Origin of the sequence: Candidatus Pseudomonas phytovorans, assembly GCA_029202525.1 — a bacterium.
Lineage (GTDB): Bacteria > Pseudomonadota > Gammaproteobacteria > Pseudomonadales > Pseudomonadaceae > Aquipseudomonas > Aquipseudomonas phytovorans.
The window spans coordinates 1,400,001-1,425,816 of the sequence record CP119325.1 but is presented as its reverse complement, the minus strand read 5'-3'; the positions used below and the strand labels follow the sequence as shown (position 1 = coordinate 1,425,816).

The window sequence follows — 25,816 nt, the reverse complement described above, 5'->3', positions numbered from 1 at the left end:
CAAAGTCGTCGCATAAAGGACGTTGATCATGCGCCAAGCGCAAGCACTGCACTTCTCCACCCATGACGGTGTCGAGTTGCACTACCGTCATTGGCCTGCCACCCGCAACGAACACCAGCCGCGCCGGGCCGTGGTGATGTTCCACCGTGGGCATGAACACGGCGGGCGCATGGCCCACCTGGCCGAAGAACTGGACATGCCGGGCTACGACTTCTTCGCCTGGGATGCCCGCGGCCACGGCCAGTCACCAGGCGCACGCGGGGACAGCCCGGGGTTCGCCACCAGTGTGCGTGACGTGCAAACCTTTATCGAACATATCCAGGCGCTTCACGGTATCGCCGAGCACGACCTGGTGGTGCTGGCACAAAGCGTCGGTGCGGTGCTGATTGCCACTTGGGCCCACGACTACGCGCCCAAGGTACGCTGCCTGGTGCTGGCCTCCCCGGCGTTCAAGGTGAAGCTGTACGTGCCCTTCGCCCGCCCTGGCCTGAAGCTGCTCAAGGCGTTGCGCGGTAACTTCTTCGTCAACAGCTACGTCAAGCCCCGCTTGCTGACTCACGACCCCGAGCGGGTGATGTCGTACGTGGCCGACCCGCTGATCAGCCGGCCTATTTCGGTGACCATGCTGCTGGGCCTGTACGAAGCCGCCGACCGAGTGGTGGCAGATGCCCAGGCCATTCACGTACCGACCCAGTTACTGGTGTCAGGGGCCGACTTCGTGGTCGAGCGCCAGCCGCAGGAGCGCTTTTTCGAGCGGCTGGGCAGCACCCGCAAGGAAATGCACATCCTGCCGGGCTTCTTCCACGACACCCTCGGCGAGCGTGACCGGGCCCATGCCCTGAAGCGCATCGAGCGGTTTGTGGAGCATTGCTTCGCCAGCCCCGCCGCCCCGCCCTCACTGCTCGATGCCGACAAGACTGGCGCCAGCTGCGCGGAAGCCGAAAGCCTGGCCGCACCGTTGCCACGCCACTCGCCGCGGGACCTTTACTGGCGCGCCACCCGCGCCGGGCTAAGCCTGGGCAAGGGGCTGTCTGCGGGAGTGAAACTGGGCTTTGACACCGGCTTCGATTCAGGCAGCACCCTCGACTACGTTTACCGCAACCAACCGACCGGCAAGGGCAAGCTGGGGCGCCTGGTCGACCAGAACTACCTCGACTCCATCGGCTGGCGTGGCATTCGCCAGCGCAAGCTGCATGTCGAAGAACTGCTGCGCCTGGCCATCGCCCGCCTGCGCGAACAACAACGGCCGGTGCACATCGTCGATATCGCCGCCGGCCATGGCCGCTACATCCTCGAAGCCCTGCAAGACCTTGAGCAGTTGCCGGATTCGATCCTGCTGCGCGACTACAGCGAGCTGAACGTGCAGCAAGGCAGCGCACTGATCACCGAAAAGGGCCTGGCCGACGTCGCCCGCTTCGTGCAAGGCGATGCCTTCGACCGGCAGAGCCTGGCCACACTGGAGCAGCCGCCCACACTGGCCGTGGTCTCGGGCCTCTACGAACTGTTCCCCGGCAACCAACTGGTAGGCAATTCGCTCGCTGGCCTGGCCGATGCCGTGGAGGATGGCGGTTATCTGGTCTACACCGGCCAGCCGTGGCACCCGCAACTGGAGATGATCGCCCGCGCCCTCACCAGCCACCGTGGTGGCGAGGCCTGGGTGATGCGGCGCCGCAGCCAGGCGGAAATGGACCAGTTGGTCGAGGCGGCCGGTTTCCGCAAGCTGGCCCAGCGCATCGATGAATGGGGCATTTTCAGCGTCAGCCTGGCACAGCGGGTGCGCTGAATGAGCCCACCACGCGAGCCAGGGCTGATCCGCCGGGGCGTGTTCTGGCTTCTGCTGCTGGGGCCGTTTTTTTTCCTCAGCTACGGGCTGGTGAACAACCATACCGCCGGGCGCAGTGACGTCGGCAGCCTGGTGTTCGGCTGGGAGCGCGGCATGCCGCTGTGGCCCTGGACGATCATCCCGTACTGGTCGATCGATTTGCTCTACGGGCTGTCCTTCCTGCTGCCGCGTACGCGGCAGGAAATAGACCGGCACGCGCTGGCACTGCTCAGCGCACAAGTGATCAGCGTCACGTGCTTCCTGCTGTGGCCGCTGCGCTTCACCTTCGAGCGGCCAGAACTGGGTGGGTTGTTCGGCTGGCTGTTCGATGTGCTGATGGGCTTCGACAAGCCGTTCAACCAGGCGCCTTCGCTGCACATTGCGCTGCTGGTGATCATCTGGACGATGTTTGCCCGGCATGTGCAGCGCCAGCCCTGGCGATGGCTGATGCATGGCTGGATGGCATTGATCGGGGTGTCGGTGCTGACCACCTGGCAGCATCATTTTATCGATGTACCCACGGGGGCACTGGCGGGGTTTGCCTGCCTCTGGCTCTGGCCGTATCAGGGGCAGCTGCCCTGGCAACAGGCGCGCCTTGCACGCGATGCCAAGCGTTGGAAGGTAGCATTGTGTTATGCCGTGGGCGCCTTGTTGTGCGCAGTGCCCGCTGTTGTGACGGGCGGTGGCTGGTTGTGGTTGGCCTGGCCGGCCGTGTCGCTGGCGCTGGTTGCGCTCAACTACGGAGTGTTCGGTGCGGGCGGGTTCCAGAAAGGTGCCGATGGGCGCTTGTCGAATGCAACCTGGTGGCTGCTGGCGCCCTATCTGGCTGGCGGATGGCTCAACTCGCGGCTGTGGACGAGACACCATCCGCAAGCGGATGAAGTCTGCGACGGCGTGTACCTTGGGCGGATTCCAGGGCGCGGCGAAGGGGAGAAATTTGCTGCGATTGTCGATTTGTGTGCGGAGCTGCCAAACGCTGGCGCTCCCACAGAGGTCGTGTCAGTTCTCGGCTATCAGTGTTTCCCTACACTGGACTTGATAGCGCCAGACGTTGCCCTGCTACGCCAAGCTGCCAACGCCATAGAACGTATGCGCGTCCAAGGCCCCGTACTGGTCTGCTGCGCCCTGGGCTATTCACGCAGCGCCAGCGCCGTGGCCGCCTGGCTGCTGCTCTCCGGCCGCAGCAGCGATGCCCAGCAGGCAGAAGCACTGATCCGCAAAGCCCGCCCCGGCATCGTCCTGCATCCGGCACATCGCCGGGCCCTGCAACAGCTTGGGGCACAGCCATGAACCTGCGCGTGGTGGCCAGCCTGCTGGGGCGTGGCAAACAGCTGGAACGCATGTCCGACGGCCTCACCCTGCTGGCCCTGGCCTACGGCCTTGCACCGTTGCTGGGTGCGCCACTTCAGCCACGGGCCAGCCTATTGTGTGGCGTGCTGGTGGCGCTTGGCCTGCTGCACAAGTACTGGGCTATCCGCGTGGCGATAGATGCCGAACTGTTCACCCACCTCGCCATCAGCAACGACCTGGCGTCAGACACCCAGGCCCTGGACCGCGCCCTGTTCAAGCTGAAACTGAAACCGCAGGCCAAAGACGCCCGCACCTGGCCTGAACGCAGCCAGGCCGCGTTGAGCCTGCTGCGGCGCCAGGCAGTGTGCCTTGGCCTGCAGCTGTCGCTGGCCTTGGCTACCCTGCTGATACTGCCTTTGAAGGGATGATCACCGATCCATGCTCGCCAACCTGACCGCCTACCTCATCACCTCTGCTGCCCGCCTGATCACGGGCGCCCGCGCCCTGTGGCTGGGCTGCACACCGCTGCCGGTGCAGCGCCTGTACTTCGCCAACCACAGCAGCCACGGCGACTTCGTGCTGCTATGGGCTTCACTGCCGCAGCCGCTGCGCAAGCGTACCCGCCCGGTGGCCGGCGCGGACTACTGGGCCAAACCGGGGGTCCGCGATTTCCTCATTCGCAAGGTGTTCAACGGCGTATTGATCGACCGCCAACGCAGCGAAGGCCAAGGCAGCCCGCTACAGCCGATCCTTGAAGCCGTGGCCCAAGGCGACTCGCTGATCTTCTTCCCGGAAGGCACGCGCAACCTGGGCGACGAGCCGCTGATGCCGTTCAGGAGCGGGCTGTACCACCTGGCTACGGCCAACCCCGACGTCGAGCTGGTACCCGTATGGATTGCCAACCTCAACAGGGTGATGCCCAAGGGCCGCGCCCTGCCCCTGCCGTTGCTGTGCACACTGAGCTTTGGCGAACCCCTGCACCTGCACGCTGATGAAAGCAAACAGGCCTTTCTCGAGCGGGCCAACCAGGCCTTGCTGAACCTGGCCCCGAAGGATGCCTGACATGGACGACAACACCTTTTCCCTGTTCGCCGGCATTGGCGCCCTGCTGCTGCTCGCCAGCATGACAGGCCGCCTGCTCAAGTGGCGTGCCGGCCCCGCGCCGCACGCGGTGATCGACAACCTCAACGCCCGCATCAATGCCTGGTGGGTAATGGTGCTGGTGATCGGCATCGCCTTCCTGTTCGGCAAATACGGCGTGATCGTGCTGTTCTATGGCGTGTCGTTCTACGCCCTGCGCGAGTTCATGACCCTTACCCCGACCCGGCGCAGCGACTACCCGGCGCTGGTGGCAGCGTTCTATGTGGCGCTGCCGGTGCAGTACGTGCTGATCGCCATGGACTGGTACGGCCTGTTCAGCATCTTCATCCCGGTGTACCTGTTCCTGCTGCTGCCAATCCTGGCCAGCCTCGGCGGCGATACCACGCGCTTTCTCGAACGTGCGTCAAAAGTGCAGTGGGGATTGATGATCGCGGTGTACTGCGTGTCGTCGGTGCCAGCCTTGATGACCCTGGACATCCCCGGCTACGAGGGGCGCAACCTGCTGCTGATCGCCTGGCTGATCCTGGTGGTGCAGATCAGCGACGTGCTGCAGTACGTGTGTGGCAAGTTGTTTGGCAAGCACAAGGTCGCCCCCAACCTGTCACCGTCCAAGACCGTCGAAGGGCTGGCCGGCGGCGTGGCACTGGCCACCCTGATCGGCGCCCTGCTGTGCTGGATCACCCCGTTCACCTTCTGGCAGGCCGCGCTGATGGCGCTGGCGGTCAACGCCATGGGCTTCTTCGGCGGCCTGGTGATGTCGGCGATCAAGCGCGACCGTGGGGTGAAAGACTGGGGGCACATGATCGAAGGGCATGGCGGCATGCTCGACCGCATGGATTCGGTGTGCTTTGCAGCGCCGGTGTTCTTCCACTTCGTGCGGTATTGGTGGGCGTAAGAAGAACGTAGCATCGTTGATCAGTGTGTAAGCGCCAGCTCTCGCAGTGCAGCAGAAGCAAGAAACCCGGAGCGGGAAGCGTACCGATGATCACGCTTCACCTTCTCATCGATCCGCTGCAGCAGGTTTTCGGGCAGGGTCGCATTGAAGCGAACCGCCTTGCCCAGATACGGCGTGACATCAAAATCCACCACGGCCCAGACCCCGCCGTCATAGTCGGGGTTGGCCACATGGACATCTACTTCCTGTGGCTGCGGCAGTGCCTCTTTATCTGCGACCAATCCTTCAAAATGAAGCGCCAGCGCCTCATGGACATTGTCCAGAGCTTGAGCAACGGTAGCCCCGGCGGAGAAACAGCCGGGGACATCGGGAACGGTCACGCCGTAATCCGAACCGGGATCCTTGTGCAATACGACCGGAAACTTCATTGGCTGCCTCCTTTAACGCCCATTCTGGTAACGCCACCGGCCGGTGCTAAACCGGCCTGTTTCAAGATGCTGTGCACTGTGCCTTTGGGGAGATCACTCTTGGGATGAGGAACCGTTACTCTCCCCTTTTTGCTCGGGTGCCTGAACTGGTGATGACTCCCTTTCACCTCCACCTCATACCAACCGTCAGCCTCTATAAGCTGGATGACTTCACGACTGCGCATACGCCTCTTCCTTGGGCAGTCGATGTGTATCATACACACCGAATTGACCGAAACAAAGCGTACTACACACTATGCACACATGTGGCGACTAGCGGAAAGATCTGATGGTCAAGTAAGAAGCTACCTGCCACGACATCGGCGCCCAAGCCGGACTGCCGCACATTGCCGTCGGAGTAAACCGCCGGGCATAGCGCGACCAGACAGCTGGACGTCGAGCCCAGGCAACTGCGGCTCGGCCGATGGCCCTATGGTGACGAGTCATCCAACCAGTCACCAGGAGTTGCCCCATGTCCGATTTCATTACCGTCCTGCGCGAAACCTGCCCGACGCCGGTCGTGGACGCCACCAAGTGGAAGCGCATCGGCGGCGATCCGCACACCGTCAACCTCAATGCCTACCTGTCGGCCGACGGCAGCAAGATCATGGGCACCTGGATCTGCACCCCGGGCAAGTTCGAGGTCAACTACGACAAGTGGGAGTTCTGCCACTTTCTTGATGGTTACTGCATCATCACCCCGGAAGGCGAAGAGCCGAAGCACCTGAAAGCCGGCGATGTGTTCGTGATCGAACCGGGGATGAAAGGCACCTGGGAAGTGGTCGAGACCGTGCGCAAGTATTTCGTCTTCGCCTGACAAAAAAATCGCGGAGCAGGTGCCCTCCCCTCTGGTGCGCAGTTACAGAGGAAAGGCCACCTGGCCCGCGATGAAGCCCACCTCTCGCATCAATCTTTCTTGCGATACCCCTCGACGATGGCCGAGAAGTCTTTGCCACCTTCGCCACGCAGGCTCATGGCCTGATACAGCTGCTGTGCCACGGCGCCCAGGATCACCGGTTGGTGTGCCTGGCGTGCCGCTTCAGTGGCCAGCCCCAAGTCCTTGAGCATCAGCTCGGCGCCAAAGCCGCCGGTATAGCCACGCGACGCCGGCGCCGTTTCAATAATGCCTGGCCACGGATTGTAGGTGTCCGAACTCCAGCAACGCCCGGTCGAGCTGTTGATGATGCCGGCCAGCACTTGGGTGTCGATGCCCAGTGCGTTACCCAGGGCCATGGCCTCGGACACACCGATCATCGAGATGCCCAACAGCAGGTTGTTGCAGATTTTTGCGATCTGCCCCGTGCCCACTTCACCGCAATGCACGATGTTGCGACCCATCTGCTCCAGTACCGGCTTGAGGGTAGCGAACAGCTCGGCGCTGGCGCCAACCATGAAGGTCAGTGTGCCCGCCGCCGCGCCACCGGTGCCACCGGACACCGGTGCATCGCCCAGGTCCACGCCCTTGGCCGCTGCGGCCTTGGACACGTCGCGGGCGGTCTGCGGGTCGATGGTGCTGCAGTCCACGGTCGGCGTACCGGCACGAATACCCGCCAGCACGCCATCTTCGTTCAGGTAAACGCTGCGCACATGGGCAGCGGCAGGCAGCATGGTGATCACCAGCTCGCTGTTGGCCGCCGCGTCCTTGGGCGACGGGCTGATCTGCCCACCCAGTTCTGCCAGCTCGGCCAGCACAGCCTTGTTGAGGTCGAACAGGTTCAGCTGGTGCCCGGCCTTGATCAGGTTGCGGGCCATGGGTGCGCCCATGTTGCCCAGACCGATGAATGCAATACGCATGACGTGCTCCTTTAGCGCAGGCTGATGGTGGTGTTCACACCGTCATTGACGCTGTCGTCATCGAACCAGCGGGCGGTGACGGTCTTGGTCTGCGTGTAGAACTGCACCACTTGCTTGCCGTAGGGGCCGAGGTCGCCGAGCTTGGAACCACGGGAACCGGTGAAGCTGAAGTACGGGACCGGAACCGGGATCGGGATGTTGATGCCGACCTGGCCGATATCGATTTCGCTCTGGAACTTGCGCGCTGCCGCGCCGCTCTGGGTGAACAGGCCGGTGCCGTTGCCGAACGGGTTGGCGTTGACCAGGGCGATGGCCTCGTCGAGGGTATCGACCTCCAGGGTCACCAGCACCGGGCCGAAGATTTCCTGGGTATACACCTGCATGTCGGTCTTCACGCCAGAGAACAGGGTTGGGCCGACGAAGTTACCTTGCTCGTAACCCGGCACCGTCACCACGCGGCCGTCGAGTTCCAGCTTGGCGCCTTCCTTGATACCGCTTTCGATCAGCCCCAGCACACGCTCCTTGGCGCGCCTGGAAACCACCGGGCCGACATCGGTGCCAGGTTCGCAGCCGGCATTGACCTTGAGCTTGCTCGCCGCCTCCTTGATGTCAGGCAGCCATTCGCGAGCCTTGCCCACCAGCACCGCCACCGAGGTGGCCATGCAGCGCTGGCCCGCCGCACCGAAGGCGGCACCGACCAGGGCGTTGACGGTTTGCGTGCGGTTGGCATCGGGCAGCACCACCGCGTGGTTCTTGGCGCCCATCATCGACTGCACGCGCTTGCCGTGCTGGCTACCGAGGTTGTACACGTGGGTGCCAACTTCGGTGGAGCCGACGAAGGAAATCGCCTTGATGTCCTGGTGCGTACAGATCGCATCCACCACTTGCTTGCCACCGTGCACCACGTTCAACACGCCCGCCGGTACGCCGGCTTCCAACGCCAGTTCGACCAGTAGCAGGGTCGACAGCGGATCCTGCTCGGACGGTTTGAGCACGAAGGTGTTGCCGCAAACGATGGCCATGGGGAACATCCACAGCGGGATCATGGCCGGGAAGTTGAACGGGGTGATACCGGCGCATACGCCGATCGGCTGGCGCAGGGTGTAGGTATCGACACCGCCAGCGACGTTCTCGGCGAACTCGCCCATCTGCAGGGTGCCAATGGACGCCGCGTGCTCGACCACTTCCAGGCCGCGGAAGATATCGCCTTCAGCGTCGGCCAGGGTTTTACCCTGTTCGGCGCTAAGCACCTGGGCGATACGCTTGGTGTGTTCGCGGATCAGCGCCTGCAGCTTGAGCATGATGCGCATGCGCGCGCCAATCGGGGTGTCGCGCCAGGTCTTAAAGGCGCGGTGGGCAGCGGCCACGGCAGCGTCGACTTCCTCGACGGTGGCGAACGGTACGCGTGCCAGCACCTCTTGGGTAGCCGGGTTGACAATGTCGCGCCACTCGGTAGTTTTCGACTCGACCCATTGGCCGTCGATCAGCAGCTTCACCTGCTCGACCTTGGTGCTGTTCGGGGACTGCGGTGCGTTCATCTGCGTTCTCCTTGGAATTATTGTCGGGACGAGATCGCCAGCGCCAAGCAAACGCGAGGTGGCGTCCTGAGGCTTGTTTCGAGTATAGATGTGCAAACATCCAACAAGAACGCACAAAAAAACCGGATCATCATGCAAAAAGACCTCACATCCCTGAGCGCGCTCAACTGGGACGACCTGAAGTTTTTCCTTGAAGTGGCCCGCACCCGCAAGGCCAGCAGCGCCGCCAAACGCCTGAGCGTGGACTACACCACGGTGTCGCGGCGCATCAGTTCGCTGGAAGGGGCGCTGGGCACATTGCTGTTCGAAAAATCGCGGACCAACGGCTTTGTCCTCACCGCTGAGGGCCAGCGCTTGCTCGGTTATGCCGAGTCGATCGAAAGCACGCTGCACATGGCGTGCGAGCAGGTGTCCGGGTCGGGCGTGGCGTTGTCGGGGCATGTGCGCATGGGCTGCACCGAGGGCTTCGGCAGCTTTTTCATTACCCCGCAGCTAAGCCACTTCGTCGATGCCTATCCGGCGATCTCGGTGGATATCCTGCCGCTGCCGCACTTCATCAGCCTGTCCAAGCGTGAAGCAGACATCGTGATTGCCCTGGAGCGGCCGGAGCATGGGCCTTATGTGTGCTGCAAGCTGTGCGATTACCGTTTGCGGCTGTACACGACCCAGGATTACCTGAACAACCACGCGCCGATACGCCAAGTCGCGGATCTGGCCAGACACCCGTTCATCAGTTACGTGGATGATCTGGCGTTCAGTTCGGAGCTCTTGTACCTGGCCAATCTGATTCCCGGTGCCAGCGCGCACTTACGCAGTACCAGTGTGATTGCTCAGTACACCGCCGCGTTGCAAGGGCGTGGGTTGGCGATACTGCCGTGCTTCCTGGCGGCGCAGGACCCGCGTCTGGTGACAGTGCTGCCGGAAGAGATCGAGGTGACGCGGCAGTTCTGGATGTATTGCCGGGAGGATTTGAGGAAGTTGAAGCGGATTACCCTGTTGTGGGATTACATCCGCGGGGTAACCGAGGCGAATGCGCCGTTGTTGATGGGGGAAACGCGGGAAATGCGATTTGCTCAGGAATGATGGGGCTACTGTGCAGCCCCAAAAATCCACTCAGTAAGACGCCACCACGATAGAAACGCGCCGGTTCTCGGTGCGCCCCGCACTGGTGCGGTTGTCTGCAACCGGCTGGGTACTGCCCAGGCCACGGCTCTGGATATTTTGCGCCTGCATGCCAACCCCGACCAGCGCCTGGGTCACGCTCTGCGCACGGCGTTCGGACAGCTGCTGGTTATATGCCGCCTTGCCCGACGCATCGGCATGCCCGTCCACCCGCACGCCCTGGATGCCAACGCCAAGCAGCGCCTTGCCAATGCGCTCGACAATGGCCTGGCTTTGGCCGTTGAGGCTATCCAGGTCGCTGCCGAACAGCACTTTGCCGGAAAGGTCGTAGGCCCAGCCTTCATCGGTCGGGGTAAAGCCTTCGCGCTTGAGCACGGCAATCTGTTCGGGGGTCAGGCCTTTGGGGGGGGCCGTCTGGCAACCGGTCAGCGCCAGCACGGCGAGCAACAAGGTCCAAAGGGGGAAACGTAAAGCGTGCATCACGGGTTCAACTCCTGTTCTTGATTTCACTGGCGGACCGTTCCGTCTGCGCCACTTGCCAATGGCCAGGGCGTTTGCGCTTGGCCTGGTACATCGCCGCATCGGCGGCATTGAGAAGACTGGCGGGGTCAGCGCCGTCATCAGGGTAATAGGCAATACCGACGCTCAGAGAAGTGGCGATACTGCGGCCACTGTCCAGTTGCACCGGCAGTTTCATGCTGGCGACAATCTTTTCGGCAATGTGCTCGGCGTCTTCGCGCGACTGCAAAGGTGTCAGCAGCACTGCGAACTCATCACCGCCCAAGCGTGCAACCAGGTCGTGCTCACGCAGCTGGGCGCGCACGCGCTCAGCCACGCTGATCAGGACTTCGTCGCCCACGGCATGGCCGAGGGTGTCGTTGATCTGCTTGAAGTGGTCGCTGTCGAGGAACAACAGCGCCAGGTTGTCCTGCTGCCGCGCAGCATTGCGCACACTGCGGTTCAGGCGCCCCTCGAAGAATGCGCGGTTGGGCAGGCCGGTCAGGCTGTCGTGGCTGGCCTGGTGGGCCAGGGTCTGGTTTTCGTTCTGCAGGTGGCTGTGCCATACCTCCAGTTCGTCGAGCAGGGCATTGAAGTCGTTGCCCAGCTCGTTGAGTTCGGCAATCGGCGCTTCCGGCACGCGCCGGTCGAAACTGCGCTCGCGGCGGGCGGCGTGGGCCACGCTGGCCAGGCCACGCAGCGGGCGGACAATATCGCTGAGCAGGCGCCGCGACAGGTATTGCGCAGCCAAGGCACTGAGTAGCGTGCAGAACAGGATTCCTGCCAGCCCGCTGAGCAGGAACAGCAACAGGCTACGGCCCTGGCCGACCAGTTCAATGTGCCCCACCTGCTGTTGCTGGTGCAGTATGGGCAAGTTGATCGGCTCATCCAGCAAGGCGGTGGCAACCTGCACTTCAAGTTTGGCGAGCACGCCGGTATCGCCACGCTGCCAATGCGCCAGCAACTCGCCTTCGTCGTTGAACACCTTTGCCTCGGCCACCTCCTCGTTACTGGCGATCAGCGCCAGCGATTCATTGGCCGCGGCACTGTCATCGAATACCACCGCCGCTTCCACGGTGTAGTTGATCGACCGGGCGATCAGGTGCAGGTTGTGATTGGCGTAGACACGCAGGGCGAGCACGCCCAGCAGGGTGAGGGAAATACCGGCCAGGCCCACGGCGAGCAAAGCCACACTGAGGTGCCCACGGCCCAGCACCGAGCGCAATGTCGGGCGCACGCCATGCTTGCGGGTCGGCTTCATGGCTGCACCGCCCGGCGCCGCGACAATTGCAGCACACTGGGGTGGATGCGCACGCCGGACCGCGCCACCGAGTCGAGGTTGACTTCAAAGGCCACCTGCTGGTCACTTACCCGCAGGCAGAACAGGCTGCCAACCGTGCACGGGTCGTTCGCTTCGCTGATGCTCAGTACCGGGTGGCCGCTGACGCGCTCGAACAGCCGATCGCGCTGACCCTGGTCGAGTTTGCCGATGTAGATGGCATCGCAGGCCTGGGCGATCTGGGTATCCTCTGCCAGCAGCCGCCGCACTTGCAGCGGGCGCCCGGACTCCTGCACATGGCCTTTGATCAGGTCATCGGCGTATTCGGTCGGGCCGACCAGGCACAAACGTAAGGGTGAGGGTTCGGCGGGCCAGCGGGCATAACTGAAGATGCCCAGTACCACCTGGGTGACAGTCTTGGCGCGTTGCTGCGCCTGGGCGGCAGTTGTGCCGGAGTCTGCCCGGGCGAGGCCTGTGGAGATGAACAGGGCGGCCAGCAATAGCGAAAGTGCACAGCTTGGCGCTCGCCTTGCGGCCACGTTCATGTGGGAAATCTCTTAAAGTCCCTTCCAATATCGGCGCAACGATAGCACATGGCCGCATCAATGTAGGAAAGACACTGATCTCGGAGGCACATGCGCTCCCACAGGGGATCTCCAATTGATTTTCGGCAGGGTCAGACCTGCTCCAGCATCAACCCGGAAATACGCCGTACCTTTCGCGCCACCGCTTCTTCGAAAATGCCCTGCCGTGGCTCGACCAGGCTGAAGCAGTGCTTGGCACGGGTAATGCCGGTGTACACCAGTTCCTTGGTCAGCACCGGGTTGAGCGCATCCGGCAGTACCAGCGCGGTGTGGCTGAACTCCGAGCCCTGGGACTTGTGCACGGTCATGGCGAACACCGTTTCCACCTCGTTGAGCCGGCTGGGCAAGACGAAACGCACACCACCGCTGCCGTCGTTACGCGGGAAGGCCACCCGCAGCAGCGGCTCACCGCGTTCATCCGGCAGGCGCAGGGCGATGCCGATGTCACCGTTCATCAGGCCCAGGCCGTAGTCGTTGCGGGTCACCAGCACCGGGCGCCCTTCGTACCAGGGCTGCTGGCTGTCGATCAGCCCGGCATTGTGCAGCACCCGTGCCACCCGTTCGTTGAGGCCTTCGACACCCCAGGCGCCACGACGTACCGCACACAGCAACTGGAAGTCCTCGAAACTGTGCAGCACCTTGGCCGCCCATTGCTCCCACACGGGGTCGTCAAATACGGTTTCAAGTGCCGGCCGGTGGCGGCCAAGTGTGCGCAGGTAGCTGCGATAGCCCTGCGGGCCCTCGACACCGCGGTTCAGGCCATCGAGTAGAAGGCGGTCGAAAGCACGGTCCTGCTCGTGTTTGAGGCCAAGGCTGTGCACGTCGGCCGGCGGCGCGGCCAGCAGGTTACGCGCTGCATGGGAGTCCTGGCGGTTGACCAGCCGCGCCAGCTGACCGATGCCGCTGCCTTCCCCGAAGCGCCGAGAGAAGCGCAGCATCACCAATTGCTGGGCCAAAGGGTTGCGCTGCTCGTCACCAGGCTTGAGGCCGCTGGCGGCCAGCGACTCGCCACTGATCTGTTCCAGCCACGCGGCGGTCGCAGGCGAGTAATAGCCCTCTTCGGCATCCCGGCACAGGTCGCCCAGCACCGCACCGGCCTCCACCGAGGCCAGCTGGTCCTTGTCGCCCAGCAGCACCAGTCGCGCGCGGGGTGGCAGGGCGTCGAGCAGGTTGGCCATCATTTCCAGGTCGATCATCGACGCTTCGTCGACCACCAGCACATCCAACGGCAGCGGGTTGCCGGCATGGTGGCGGAAATGCCGCGAGCCGGGCCGGCTGCCTAGCAGGCGGTGCACGGTACTCACTTCAGTGGGGATTTGCCCGCGTACTTCGGCGCTGACCTGCAAGCGCTCGACTTGCTGGCCAATGGATTCGGTGAGGCGCGCTGCAGCCTTGCCGGTCGGCGCGGCCAGGCGAATGCGCAGCGGCCTGCCCTGCTCCACCGCCGGCCCCTGCAGCAAGGCCAGCAGGCGCACCACGGTCGTGGTTTTACCCGTGCCGGGGCCACCCGTGATGATGCTGAAACCTGCACGGGTGGCCAGTGCACAGGCGAGCTTCTGCCAGTCCAGCTGGCCAACCGGCGCACCGCCCTCGAACAGTTGTGCCAGACGACCTGACAGGTCGGGCAGCGGCGCTTCGGCCTGGGTCAGGCGCTGGCGCAGGGTATGGTCGATGCGCCGCTCGTAACTCCAGTAACGGCGCAGGTACAGGCGCTCACCGCTGAGTACCAGTGGCCGCGCTTGGTGGCCTGGGGTATCACCGGCGGCTACCAGCGCACTGGCTGCAATGCGCTGGCGCCAGGCATTCAGGTCGAGATTGGCCAGCAATTGCGATGGCAATAGCAAGGGGCCGGTCAGGGCATCGCCTTCCGGCGGCAGCGACAAGGCGAAATCGGGCTCGGCCAGGGTTTGTTGCAGGTCCAGGCAGACATGCCCGTGGCCCAGTTGGTGGCTGGCCAGCGCCGCCGCCAGCAGTAGCAAGGGGTCGCTGCCGGGCGCGCGCTCTTCGAGGAACGAGACGAACGCGCGGTCCAGGGCCCGCAGCCATCCCCGCTCTACCCAGCGGTCGAGCAATTGCAGCAGGTCACCGCTGTCATGCTGCGGCGCCAGCGCCAGCAGGTGTTCGGCGTGCAACGGGGTGGGTAACAGGTCGACGAGGCTTCGGCTCATGTCACGGCTCCGGCAAACAGGTCCTGTTGTGACGGCGGGCGCTCACCACGGAACAGCGCATCCAGGCTTTCGATCAGCTCGCGCGGTGGCCTGGTGTGGTACACGCCGTGGCCGCTGCTGCTGGCGCCACGCAGGAAGATGAACAGGGCACCGCCAACATGGCGGTCGTAATCGTAGTCCGGCAGGCGAGCGCGCAACTGGCGGTGCAGGGCCAGCAGGTACAGCACGTACTGCAGGTCGTAACGGTGCTCGATAATGGCCTTTTCCATGGCCATGGCGTCGTAGGCCTGGATATCCGGGCCCAGCCAGTTGGATTTGTAGTCGGTCACGTAATAACGCCCGTCCAGCTCGAACGCCAGGTCGATGAAGCCTTTGAACATGCCATTGAGTACGGTCGGCTGCGCCGCCGGGCGCGCCAGGCCGGGGTGGGTGTAGCGTGCAACAAGGCGGTCGAGTTGTTCGGCGTCGACCCGGTGGCTGGCAAACCAGAACTCCATTTCGATCTGGTAATGACGCAACTGCCCCAACATCACGCCCTGGTCGCTGCCCGGCAACGGCAATACCTCGCCCAGCAGGCGTTGCATCCAGTGGCTCAAGGTGGGGATCCAGCCAGTCCAGTCGCGGCGGCTGCAGCGCTGGCCAACGGTGCGCTCAATCAGTTGTGGGTTGCCGCTGACCTGGCTGAAGCCCTCGCGGCCCGCCCATTCCAGCAAGCCATGCAGGAAGGTGCCGGGGTTCGGCCCCCGCGGGAAGCGGTGGATATCGCCGCTGTCGGCCGGGACCTCGCGCAGCAGCTGGGCATCGACTCCTTCGTCATCCAGTAGCTGCTGAGCCTGCGAACTGTCAGCAACCAGCGCCTGATCGCCGATACGCAGGGCGCTGTACGAAGCGATCCACCAATGCTCGGCCGCTGCGCGACGCGGCTTGCGTGCGGGCAGCAGCTCACGGTCGGCATGGGGCATGCGATACACCTGCTCATCTGCCAGCGGCAGGCCCGGGCAAGCAATATGCGGGCATGTGGCCGCCAACGCCTGCAGCCACTGTGTAAGCTGCTGCGAACCTGCCAGGGCAAGGCCGCCACCCAGCAGATAGCCAAATGCCGAGCAGTGCAGCTGTGAACTCTTCTGGTTGCCGCGCTTGAGGTCGGCGACACCCAGCCAGCAAGCATGCTGGGCGCGGGTCAGGGCCACGTAGAGCAGGCGCAGGTCTTCTGCCAGGCGCTCATCGTCGGCGCGCTCGATCTGCGCCTGGTCCGGGGTAAGGGTGAGGTGGGCATTGCCGTGGCTGTCATGCCAGGCCAACGGCAAGCGGCTACCGTCCACCGGTTTGCTGGTGCAGATGAACGGCAAGTAAACGAGGGGGTACTCCAGGCCCTTGGACTTGTGGATCGTCACCACCTTGACCAGCTGTTCGTCGCTCTCCAGGCGCAGGATCTGCTCTTCACCGGCCTGCCCGGAACTGGCCAGATGCTCGGTCAGATGGCGGATCAGCGCCTGTTCACCGTCCAGCTCCCCCGCTGCCTGCTGCAACAGTTCGGCAAGGTGCAGCAGGTTGGTCAGCACGCGTTCGCCGTCACTGCGGCGGATCAGCGTGCGCGGCAGCTGGAAGTCGTGCAGCAGGTGCCGCAGCATGGGCAGCACGCCTTGGCGTTGCCAGGTATTGCGATAATCGCGAAAACGCATGACCCAGCCTTCCCAGACCCGTTCATCCTGGTTCAGCCGGTCCAGCGCAGCCAGTGACAGCCCCAGTGTAAGGCTGGCCAGTGCGGCCTTTAACAGGCGCTCCGAGTCCGGCTCGGCGCAGGCCTTGAGCCAGGCCAGCAGGTCGTGGGCCTCTTGAGCGGCGAACACCGAGTCCTTGTCGGACAGGTAAACGCTGCGCACATCGCGTGCGGCCAACTCGGTGCGGACCATCTGCGCTTCATGGCCGTCACGCACCAGGATGGCGATGTCCGAGGGCAGGCATGGGCGCAGTTCGCCTTCGCCATTCTGGAAGCCCGCCGTGCCCTGCTGACCGCCATTGAGCAACGCAACGATATGGCTGGCGCAACTGGCCGCCAGCTGCTGGCGATAGACACTGCTGGAGACTGGTTCCTCGCTTTCCAACTGCCAGCATTGCAGGGCTGCACTGGCTTGCCCGTCAATCAGCAGCTGCTCGCCACGGCCTTTGGCGCGGACCTCGATGAATGGCAGCGGGTTGTCATCGGCCTCGCGGAACAGGAATGCACCCCGCCCCGTTTCACGCGCCTCGGCCTGCAGGAATACCTGGTTGACCGCCGCGACCATGGCTTGGCTGGACCGGTAGTTGGTGTCCAGGCTGTGCAGGCGGCCGCTGGTGGCGCGCCGTGCAGCGAGGTAGGTGTAGATGTCGGCACCCCGGAAGGCGTAGATCGCCTGCTTGGGGTCACCGATCATGAACAGGCCGGTTTCCGCACGGTTTTCGCTGATCTGGTAGATGCGCTCGAAAATGCCGTACTGAACCGGGTCGGTATCCTGGAACTCGTCGATCAGCGCTACCGGGAACTGCTCACGGATCAGGCCGGCCAGGCGCTCGCCGGCCTCGCTGGCCAAGGCGTGTTGCAGGCGCACGAGCATGTCGTCGAAGCCCATTTCCGCACGCCGGCGCTTCTCAACTTCGAACCGTGCCGATACCCAGTTGGCCGCATGCTCGAGCAAGGGCGCATCCGGGCTGTGCAGGGCCTGGAGTTGTTGCTGCAGTGCCTGCATCGCGTTGAGGGCCGGGTGCTCGGGGGGCTCGCCTTTCCAGGCTTCGGCCATGCCCTCTGGTGTCAGGCGGGTGAAGCCGGTACCCAGGTCGAGCTCCACGAGTTGCTCGTCGCCGGCCCAGACACTGAGCTTGTCGAACCAAGGTTCGAAATAACGGGCTTGCATCTTGCGGCCATCGACCTGCTTGGCGGCCAGCGCATCGCGACAGATTTGCCGCAGCTCCTCGGCCCACTGCACCCACGGCGCCTTGAGCCGGGCCAACTGTTCGCCTCGTTGCTGCAGCGATGCCTGGATCAGTGCTGCAGGCTCTGGGCCGTCCTGCTGGGCGCGCACGCGGCCGAACAGCGGGCGGATCCGTGGCAGCAAGGCATCAGGGCTGCCCCAGTGACTGCGCACCCAGACCAGTGCGTCACCTTGCATGCCATAGCAGAAGCGCCGCCAGTAATCGCGCATGACCTGGCCAAGCAGCTCGCTGTGGTCAGTTTCAAGGGTCTGGGTGAACAGGCTGCCGCTGTCGAAGGCATGCTCGCGCAGCATGCGCTGGCACCAACCGTGGATGGTCGACACCGCCGCCTCGTCCATCCACTGCACGGCGACTTCCAGCCGGCCGGCACAACGCGGCCAGGCCTCTTGTGGATAATCGCCACGTAGCTGGTGCAGCAGCGGGTCGGCGCCCTCCAGTTCACCTCGGAAGAACCGTGCAGCTTCTGCCAGGCGGGCGCGGATACGTTCACGCAGCTCCTTGGTGGCGGCGTCGGTGAAGGTCACCACAAGGATCTGCGGTGGCAGCAACTCGCGGTCGAAGCCCTGTTCGCCGCCATGACCGAGGATCAGGCGCAGGTACAGCGCGGAAATGGTAAAGGTCTTGCCCGTGCCGGCACTGGCCTCGATGAGCTGGCTGCCATGCAGGGGAAAACTCAGTGCCAGGGGACGGTCCTGGGTCATGCGCCTTTCTCCGGGTTGCCCAGGGTTTGCCAAGGGGCGTTGAACAATGGGCGGTACAGGGACTCGCACCAGCCTTCAAAGGTTTCGTCTGCAGTGAGCGCGGCGAAGTCGCGGAACTGGCGGGCCAGGGCGATGCTTTCACTGCGCTCGCCGAAGCTGGTGCGCTCGTCGCCTTCATAGGCACGGGCAGCCGCTGCCAGTGCTTTGTCTTCATCGTCCTGGGCCAGCCAGGCGAACGCGGTTTTCGCTGCAACCGGCAGCGGCGCGTTCATCGCCGCCTGGCGGGCCACCAGCAAATCGCCCAACAGTTGTGCAGCCTGGTCTTGCGGCAACGGTGCAAGCAGCAGCGTCAGGTCACTGGCGACCAACGCACTGTTGTAGCGGTAGCCTGCCGCGCAGGCCGCCAGGTGCGTGACCCAAGGGGCAATCAGGCGGTGCCACTTGAGGTTGTTACGCCCGGCGCTGATGGTGTTGGGTACGGTGGTGATGCTGAGCAGGCTCTGGTCATCTGCCTGGAACACCCGGCCCAGCCAGCCCTCAAGCCGATGCTGTCCATGCTCGAAATGCAACGGTAACGCGCCCTCGACCAGCTGTGGCCAGCGTTGCAGCAACTGGCGGTGACGTTGCAGCAGGTCTGGCAGAGGCTCGATCAGTTCGCTTTGTAGCAGTTCGCCGAAGCCAGCCAGCGGCAGCACGCCACAGGCCTGCAAACGCCGGGCCTGCACCTGCAAGGCTTGTTCTGGATTTTCCGGTTCGGACAGTGCCGCACCGAGCAGGCTCTCGCTGGCACCGTAGCGTTGCAGGGTATCGAGCACGAAGGGTTCTTCGTCCGGGGTTGGCGCCTCCAGCGCTTCGAAGTACACCTTTAAACGCTGACTGAAGAAATGTCGCACCGGGTGGCGCAGGAAATCATTCAGCTGGGTCAGGCTCAAGGCTTCATCGTCGTGGTATGGCGGCAGGTCGGCGTCACCCTGCTCGTCCTCCTGGCGCTGCTGGTGGGGGACCTGCCATTCGTGGGCAAAGCTGAACAGCGGGCTGCCCTTCTCGAAGTAACGCGAGCTGAACGGTTGCAGCGGGTGCTCCTGGGTCAGGGCGTGTAAAAACCGCTCGTCGGGTTGGCCGGGCTGACCCTGCTCTGCGCCGGCCAGCTGCCAGCCGGCGGCAAGGTGATCGCGCAACTGGCCGATCAGTACCGAGGCTGGGCGTTCGCTGTTGTCGCGAATACTGCGCCCTACCCAGCTGATATACAGTTGGTCACGTGCCGACAGCAGCGCTTCGAGCAACAGGTAGCGGTCATCCTCGCGGCGCGAACGGTCCCCGGGGCGATAGTCGCTGGCCATCAGGTCGAAGTCCAGCGGTTGCTGCGCGCGGGGGTAGTCGCCATCGTTCATCCCCAGCAGGCAGACCACGCGGAACGGGATGGCACGCATGGGCATGAGGGTGCAGAAATTCACCGAACCGGCGAGAAAGCGTTGCGACAGCTTGCCCTGATCGAGGCCCGACAGCCAGGCTTCGCGCACTACGGTCAGCGGCAGTGGGTCTTGCAGGCCAACGGTTTCGCACACTTCAAGCCAGCTATCACGCAACTCCTGCAACTGCATCAACAGGAATTCGTCGCGCTCGCCTTCGGCGAGGAAGAACACCTGCAGCAAGGCATTCAGGCGCTCGCCCCACTGGCTGACGGTGGCAGGCTCGGACAAAGCCTGATAGGCCACTTCGAGCGCGTCGAGCAGCGCGGCCAGCGGGCCGATCAGTGCCGCGTCCAGGCCGCCGATTTCATCGTAGGGTTCGATGCCATCACAGGCTTCACCCACCCCCACCGCGTAGCCCAGCAGCATGCGCCGCAAGCCGAAACGCCAGCTGTTCTGTTCAAGCCCTGCGGGCAAGCCCAGGCTGGCCCGCTGCTCGGCATTGAGGCCCCAGCGAATGCCGGCCCCTTCGATCCAGCGGTGTAGCGTGGGCAGGTCATTTTCGCGAATACCAAAACGTGCGCGCACGGCCGGCACATCCAGCAGGTCAAGTACTTCGCTGACCGCGAAGCGGCTGTCCGGCAACTTGAGCAGGTGTTCGAGGGCGATCAGCAAAGGCTCTCGCCCGCGCTGGCCCTGGTCGGTGAGGGTGAACGGAATGTAGCGCGGGTCATTGCGTTGCAACTGGCCGAACACCGCGCGGATATGCGGCGCGTAGGTGTCTACGGCTGGCAGCATGACGATCACGTCACGCGGGCGCAACGTAGGGTCGGCGCTGAAGCGGGCCAGCAGCTGGTCGTGGAGGATCTCCACTTCGCGTTGCGGGCTGTGGGCAATGTGGAAACGAACCGAACGGTCTTTCGCCGTGTCGACAGGCGGCCACAGCTCGCGGGTTTCGGCCAGCGGGCGCAATTCGAGGATGTCGTCCTGCAGTTGGCTGAGCAGCGTTGTGGGCGAGCCGTCACTGAACAGGTCGATGCGACCATCGCTGAACACACCCTGGTAGCTGCCCGGGTCGTCATAACTGTCGAGCAGGTTGATGTAGTCGCGCCCTTGTTTGCCCCAGGCTGCCAGCAACGGGTGGGCATGTTGATGCAGCGACTGGTCGTCCAGTTGCAGGGGCATGCCCTGCTTGCGCTGCTGGCGCTTGTACTGATGGCGCAGCAAGTCCTTGTCGGCAACGATATCGGCCCAGTGGTGCCGGCAGGGGTTGTGTACGCATAACAGCACCTGGCTGAAGCGCGCCAGGCCGGCCAAGGCCTCCAGCGCTTGGGCAGGCAGCGAGGAGATACCGAACACGATCACCCGCGGTGGAAGCCCTGCAGGAGCCTGCTGCAGGCTGTTGATACGCTCGATAAAGCGCTGGTGCACCCCGGCGCGGCTCTGCGCCATGCCTTCTGCGCCGACATCCTCCAGCAGCGCACGCCACAGTTCGGCTTGCCAGCGGTTGCCCGGGGGCAGCGCTTTGCGCTCGCTACGGGCGGTGTTAAGGATGTGCTCGCCCGCTGCCCAGTCCCTGAGCCAATCGGCGCGGTAGACCTGATATTGGTCGAACAGGTCAGCCAGCCGCTCGGCAAGCTGGTAACGCTTGCGCAGGTCGCTGTCGTCGGTGAGGAACCGCCGCAGCGGCTCGAAATGCGGGCGTTCGATCAAGGCCGGCAGCAAGCGCATCAGGCGCCAGGTCAGCGGGGCCTTGTCGAGCAGGGAAACTTCAGGAATTTCGTCGCGCCCCAGCACACTTCGATACAACTGCCACATGAAGCTGCCAGGCAGCTGAACATCGATTGCCGCGGCGATGCCGCAGCCGCCCAGGTCGTCTTCCAGCGGGTCTTCGGCCAGGGCCAGCTTGAGCCATTGGGCGATGCCGTTGCTTTGCACCAGGGCGATTTCATTTTCCAGCGGCGCCAAGGGGTAGCGGCGCATCCAGCTCACCACCAGGCTGCGCAAGTCGTCGAGGCGGTTGCCGTGGACGATCATGAAGCCGGGCTGGAGAGTGGTAGTAGCCATTGAGCATTCCCTGGAAGGCGGTTGATTCCGATGCGGAACCATATCACGAGGCCTGCCTTGGACCATGGCAGGCATGGAGACAAATCTTTTCCTGAGCGGAAAAGACAAAACCCCTACCTGCGTGCGCAGATAGGGGTTTTGCGAAATGAATCTTGACGATGACCTACTCTCACATGGGGAAACCCCACACTACCATCGGCGATGCATCGTTTCACTACTGAGTTCGGGATGGGATCAGGTGGTTCCAATGCTCTATGGTCGTCAAGAAATTCTGTAGCCAGAATGTCCAGATGGACAGCCCAGCGAATCCGGATATGTGATATTTGTGGGTACGTTCGAACTTTCGGTTCTTTCGTCTTCACCACCACAATTTGGCGCTTCTTGTTCAGAGGCCTGCACAAATTGCTTGGGTGTTATATGGTCAAGCCTCACGGGCAATTAGTATTGGTTAGCTCAACGCCTCACAGCGCTTACACACCCAACCTATCAACGTCGTAGTCTTCGACGGCCCTTCAGGGGATTCTAGATCCCAGTGAGATCTCATCTTGAGGCAAGTTTCCCGCTTAGATGCTTTCAGCGGTTATCTCTTCCGAACATAGCTACCCGGCAATGCCACTGGCGTGACAACCGGAACACCAGAGGTTCGTCCACTCCGGTCCTCTCGTACTAGGAGCAGCCCCTCTCAAATCTCAAACGTCCACGGCAGATAGGGACCGAACTGTCTCACGACGTTCTAAACCCAGCTCGCGTACCACTTTAAATGGCGAACAGCCATACCCTTGGGACCGGCTTCAGCCCCAGGATGTGATGAGCCGACATCGAGGTGCCAAACACCGCCGTCGATATGAACTCTTGGGCGGTATCAGCCTGTTATCCCCGGAGTACCTTTTATCCGTTGAGCGATGGCCCTTCCATACAGAACCACCGGATCACTAAGACCTACTTTCGTACCTGCTCGACGTGTGTGTCTCGCAGTCAAGCGCGCTTTTGCCTTTATACTCTACGACCGATTTCCGACCGGTCTGAGCGCACCTTCGTACTCCTCCGTTACTCTTTGGGAGGAGACCGCCCCAGTCAAACTACCCACCATACACTGTCCTCGATCCGGATAACGGACCTGAGTTAGAACCTCAAAGTTGCCAGGGTGGTATTTCAAGGATGGCTCCATGAGAACTGGCGTCCCCACTTCAAAGCCTCCCACCTATCCTACACAAGCAAATTCAAAGTCCAGTGCAAAGCTATAGTAAAGGTTCACGGGGTCTTTCCGTCTAGCCGCGGATACACTGCATCTTCACAGCGATTTCAATTTCACTGAGTCTCGGGTGGAGACAGCGCCGCCATCGTTACGCCATTCGTGCAGGTCGGAACTTACCCGACAAGGAATTTCGCTACCTTAGGACCGTTATAGTTACGGCCGCCGTTTACCGGGGCTTCGATCAAGAGCTTCGCTTGCGCTAACCCCATCAATTAACCTTCCGGCACCGGGCAGGCGTCACACCCTATACGTCCACTTTCGTGTTTGCAGAGTGCTGTGTTTTTAATAAACAGTCGCAGCGGCCTGGTATCTTCGACCGGCATAAGCTTACGGAGCAAGTCCTTCACCTTCGCCGGCGCACCTTCTCCCGAAGTTACGGTGCCATTTTGCCTAGTTCCTTCACCCGAGTTCTCTCAAGCGCCTTGGTATTCTCTACCTAACCACCTGTGTCGGTTTGGGGTACGGTTCCCAGTTATCTGAAGCTTAGGAGCTTTTCTTGGAAGCATGGTATCAACCACTTCGTCGCCTAAAGGCAACTCGTCATCAGCTCTCGGCCTTGAAATCCCGGATTTGCCTAAGATTCCAGCCTACCACCTTAAACCTGGACAACCAACGCCAGGCTGGCCTAACCTTCTCCGTCCCTCCATCGCAATAACTGGAAGTACAGGAATATTAACCTGTTTTCCATCGACTACGCTTTTCAGCCTCGCCTTAGGGACCGACTAACCCTGCGTCGATTAACGTTGCGCAGGAAACCTTGGTCTTTCGGCGTGGGAGTTTTTCACTCCCATTGTCGTTACTCATGTCAGCATTCGCACTTCTGATACCTCCAGCAAGCTTCTCAACTCACCTTCACAGGCTTACAGAACGCTCCTCTACCGCATCATCATAAGATGATACCCGTAGCTTCGGTGCATGGTTTGAGCCCCGTTACATCTTCCGCGCAGGCCGACTCGACTAGTGAGCTATTACGCTTTCTTTAAAGGGTGGCTGCTTCTAAGCCAACCTCCTAGCTGTCTAAGCCTTCCCACATCGTTTCCCACTTAACCATGACTTTGGGACCTTAGCTGACGGTCTGGGTTGTTTCCCTTTTCACGACGGACGTTAGCACCCGCCGTGTGTCTCCCATGCTCGGCACTTGTAGGTATTCGGAGTTTGCATCGGTTTGGTAAGTCGGGATGACCCCCTAGCCGAAACAGTGCTCTACCCCCTACAGTGATACATGAGGCGCTACCTAAATAGCTTTCGAGGAGAACCAGCTATCTCCGAGCTTGATTAGCCTTTCACTCCGATCCACAGGTCATCCGCTAACTTTTCAACGGTAGTCGGTTCGGTCCTCCAGTTAGTGTTACCCAACCTTCAACCTGCCCATGGATAGATCGCCCGGTTTCGGGTCTATACCCAGCGACTAAACGCGCTATTAACACTCGCTTTCGCTACGCCTCCCCTATTCGGTTAAGCTCGCCACTGAATATAAGTCGCTGACCCATTATACAAAAGGTACGCAGTCACCTAACAAAGTAGGCTCCCACTGCTTGTACGCATACGGTTTCAGGATCTATTTCACTCCCCTCTCCGGGGTTCTTTTCGCCTTTCCCTCACGGTACTAGTTCACTATCGGTCAGTCAGTAGTATTTAGCCTTGGAGGATGGTCCCCCCATATTCAGACAAAGTTTCTCGTGCTCCGTCCTACTCGATTTCATTGACAAGAGATTTTCGTGTACGGGGCTATCACCCACTATGGCGGCACTTTCCAGAGCCTTCCACTAATCTCAAACCAACTTAAGGGCTGGTCCCCGTTCGCTCGCCACTACTAAGGGAATCTCGGTTGATTTCTTTTCCTCAGGGTACTTAGATGTTTCAGTTCCCCTGGTTCGCCTCTTGCACCTATGTATTCAGTACAAGATAACCAGCTTATGCTGGCTGGGTTCCCCCATTCAGAGATCTCTGGATCACAGTCTGTTTGCCGACTCCCCAAAGCTTATCGCAGGCTACCACGTCTTTCATCGCCTCTGACTGCCAAGGCATCCACCGTATGCGCTTCTTCACTTGACCATATAACCCCAAGCAATCTGGTTATACTGTGAAGACGACATTCGCCGAAAATTCGCACGTTGCTCTTTCGAGCAGAACTCACAAATTTTACCTTAGCCTGATCACACACCAGTGAAAGTGCATGTCAGTCTATTTCTATCACATATCCGAATTTTTAAAGAACGATCTGACAAAAGTCAGAAATCAACATTCATCAACGAATGTTCATTTCTAAGTTCTGACAAGTTACTGTGTACCGCGAAAGTGGTGGAGCCAAGCGGGATCGAACCGCTGACCTCCTGCGTGCAAGGCAGGCGCTCTCCCAGCTGAGCTATGGCCCCGTATTCTACGGCTAATACCAAGTAATGGTAGGTCTGGGCAGATTTGAACTGCCGACCTCACCCTTATCAGGGGTGCGCTCTAACCAACTGAGCTACAGACCTATAACAGGGTCGCGTTACAGCATCGTCTTTTACAAAGAATCAAGCAATTCGTGTGGGTGCTCATCAGCAGGCTGATGTCGTCGATTAAGGAGGTGATCCAGCCGCAGGTTCCCCTACGGCTACCTTGTTACGACTTCACCCCAGTCATGAATCACACCGTGGTAACCGTCCTCCCGAAGGTTAGACTAGCTACTTCTGGTGCAACCCACTCCCATGGTGTGACGGGCGGTGTGTACAAGGCCCGGGAACGTATTCACCGCGACATTCTGATTCGCGATTACTAGCGATTCCGACTTCACGCAGTCGAGTTGCAGACTGCGATCCGGACTACGATCGGTTTTGTGAGATTAGCTCCACCTCGCGGCTTGGCAACCCTCTG

17 protein-coding genes, 2 tRNA genes and 3 rRNA genes (1 of these 22 running past the window's edge) are annotated in these 25,816 nt (G+C 61.9%); 7 read left to right on the top strand and 15 right to left on the bottom strand.

Features of this window, described 5'->3' with window-relative positions; all coding sequences use genetic code 11:
* The first annotated feature begins 28 nt into the window (after nucleotides 1–28).
* Genes P0Y58_06235 through P0Y58_06215 form a run of 5 tightly spaced genes read left to right on the top strand, consistent with a single transcriptional unit; the run spans nucleotide 29 to nucleotide 5,108 of the window.
* Nucleotides 29–1,783, top strand: a complete 1,755-nt coding sequence (locus tag P0Y58_06235) for a bifunctional alpha/beta hydrolase/class I SAM-dependent methyltransferase (GenBank protein ID WEK31790.1) — start codon at nucleotides 29–31, stop codon at nucleotides 1,781–1,783.
* Nucleotides 1,784–3,112, top strand: a complete 1,329-nt coding sequence (locus P0Y58_06230; GenBank protein ID WEK31789.1) for a phosphatase PAP2/dual specificity phosphatase family protein — start codon at nucleotides 1,784–1,786, stop codon at nucleotides 3,110–3,112.
* Nucleotides 3,109–3,540 (top strand): hypothetical protein, encoded by a 432-nt coding sequence (locus P0Y58_06225; GenBank protein WEK31788.1) that lies wholly within the window; start codon nucleotides 3,109–3,111, stop codon nucleotides 3,538–3,540. Before P0Y58_06230 ends, P0Y58_06225 begins: the two co-directional genes overlap by 4 nt.
* 10 nt (nucleotides 3,541–3,550) lie before the next feature.
* Nucleotides 3,551–4,174, top strand: a complete 624-nt coding sequence (locus P0Y58_06220; GenBank protein WEK31787.1) for a lysophospholipid acyltransferase family protein — start codon at nucleotides 3,551–3,553, stop codon at nucleotides 4,172–4,174.
* A 1-nt stretch (nucleotide 4,175) separates the two neighbouring features.
* A complete protein-coding gene (locus P0Y58_06215; GenBank protein ID WEK31786.1) occupies nucleotides 4,176–5,108 on the top strand; it encodes a phosphatidate cytidylyltransferase in 933 nt (310 codons plus the stop codon).
* A 20-nt stretch (nucleotides 5,109–5,128) separates the two neighbouring features.
* On the opposite strand, the gene P0Y58_06210 is transcribed toward P0Y58_06215, so the two are convergent.
* Nucleotides 5,129–5,536, bottom strand: coding sequence for a type II toxin-antitoxin system HicB family antitoxin (locus tag P0Y58_06210; GenBank protein WEK31785.1), 408 nt, complete (start codon nucleotides 5,534–5,536; stop codon nucleotides 5,129–5,131).
* On the bottom strand, nucleotides 5,533–5,760 hold the full coding sequence (locus P0Y58_06205) for a type II toxin-antitoxin system HicA family toxin (GenBank protein WEK31784.1): 228 nt from the start codon (nucleotides 5,758–5,760) through the stop codon (nucleotides 5,533–5,535). Before P0Y58_06205 ends, P0Y58_06210 begins: the two co-directional genes overlap by 4 nt.
* A 287-nt stretch (nucleotides 5,761–6,047) precedes the next feature.
* On the opposite strand from P0Y58_06205, the gene P0Y58_06200 reads away from it, so the two are divergent.
* Complete coding sequence (locus P0Y58_06200) at nucleotides 6,048–6,392, top strand: cupin domain-containing protein (protein ID WEK31783.1); 345 nt, start codon at nucleotides 6,048–6,050, stop codon at nucleotides 6,390–6,392.
* 89 nt (nucleotides 6,393–6,481) lie between these two features.
* On the opposite strand, the gene mmsB is transcribed toward P0Y58_06200, so the two are convergent.
* Both mmsB and P0Y58_06190 read right to left on the bottom strand, forming a co-directional pair.
* Complete coding sequence (gene mmsB, locus P0Y58_06195; GenBank protein ID WEK31782.1) at nucleotides 6,482–7,369, bottom strand: 3-hydroxyisobutyrate dehydrogenase; 888 nt, start codon at nucleotides 7,367–7,369, stop codon at nucleotides 6,482–6,484.
* An 11-nt stretch (nucleotides 7,370–7,380) separates the two neighbouring features.
* Nucleotides 7,381–8,907 carry a CoA-acylating methylmalonate-semialdehyde dehydrogenase gene (locus tag P0Y58_06190; protein WEK31781.1) on the bottom strand — a complete coding sequence of 509 codons (1,527 nt, stop codon included), beginning with the start codon at nucleotides 8,905–8,907 and terminating at the stop codon, nucleotides 7,381–7,383.
* Between the two features lie 132 nt (nucleotides 8,908–9,039).
* Between P0Y58_06190 and P0Y58_06185 the strand changes: the two genes are divergently transcribed.
* Nucleotides 9,040–9,990 carry a LysR family transcriptional regulator gene (locus P0Y58_06185; protein WEK31780.1) on the top strand — a complete coding sequence of 317 codons (951 nt, stop codon included), beginning with the start codon at nucleotides 9,040–9,042 and terminating at the stop codon, nucleotides 9,988–9,990.
* A 30-nt stretch (nucleotides 9,991–10,020) separates the two neighbouring features.
* On the opposite strand, the gene P0Y58_06180 is transcribed toward P0Y58_06185, so the two are convergent.
* The 11 genes from P0Y58_06180 to P0Y58_06130 form a co-directional block, all read right to left on the bottom strand.
* Complete coding sequence (locus P0Y58_06180) at nucleotides 10,021–10,512, bottom strand: OmpA family protein (protein WEK31779.1); 492 nt, start codon at nucleotides 10,510–10,512, stop codon at nucleotides 10,021–10,023.
* Between the two features lie 4 nt (nucleotides 10,513–10,516).
* On the bottom strand, nucleotides 10,517–11,788 hold the full coding sequence (locus tag P0Y58_06175; protein ID WEK31778.1) for a diguanylate cyclase: 1,272 nt from the start codon (nucleotides 11,786–11,788) through the stop codon (nucleotides 10,517–10,519).
* Entirely contained in the window at nucleotides 11,785–12,351 is a 567-nt protein-coding gene (locus P0Y58_06170; protein ID WEK31777.1) for a YfiR family protein, read from the bottom strand. Before P0Y58_06170 ends, P0Y58_06175 begins: the two co-directional genes overlap by 4 nt.
* Nucleotides 12,352–12,482: 131 nt before the next feature.
* On the bottom strand, nucleotides 12,483–14,558 hold the full coding sequence (gene recD, locus P0Y58_06165) for an exodeoxyribonuclease V subunit alpha (GenBank protein ID WEK31776.1): 2,076 nt from the start codon (nucleotides 14,556–14,558) through the stop codon (nucleotides 12,483–12,485).
* Nucleotides 14,555–18,229 (bottom strand): exodeoxyribonuclease V subunit beta, encoded by a 3,675-nt coding sequence (gene recB, locus P0Y58_06160; GenBank protein ID WEK31775.1) that lies wholly within the window; start codon nucleotides 18,227–18,229, stop codon nucleotides 14,555–14,557. The genes recD and recB overlap by 4 nt, the downstream gene beginning before the upstream one ends.
* Nucleotides 18,226–21,705: an exodeoxyribonuclease V subunit gamma gene (gene recC, locus P0Y58_06155; GenBank protein ID WEK31774.1), complete on the bottom strand. Its 3,480-nt coding sequence runs from the start codon at nucleotides 21,703–21,705 to the stop codon at nucleotides 18,226–18,228. The genes recB and recC overlap by 4 nt, the downstream gene beginning before the upstream one ends.
* A 150-nt stretch (nucleotides 21,706–21,855) precedes the next feature.
* Nucleotides 21,856–21,971 (bottom strand): 5S ribosomal RNA (gene rrf / locus P0Y58_06150).
* Nucleotides 21,972–22,122: 151 nt separating this feature from the next.
* Nucleotides 22,123–25,015: ribosomal RNA gene (locus P0Y58_06145) — 23S ribosomal RNA — on the bottom strand.
* 244 nt (nucleotides 25,016–25,259) lie between these two features.
* Nucleotides 25,260–25,335 (bottom strand) — tRNA-Ala (locus P0Y58_06140).
* A 25-nt stretch (nucleotides 25,336–25,360) separates the two neighbouring features.
* Nucleotides 25,361–25,437 (bottom strand) — tRNA-Ile (locus tag P0Y58_06135).
* Between the two features lie 85 nt (nucleotides 25,438–25,522).
* Nucleotides 25,523–25,816 (bottom strand): 16S ribosomal RNA (locus P0Y58_06130); it runs 1,243 nt beyond the window's last position.
* Together the 16S, 23S and 5S rRNA genes with 2 tRNA genes alongside form the textbook arrangement of a ribosomal RNA operon.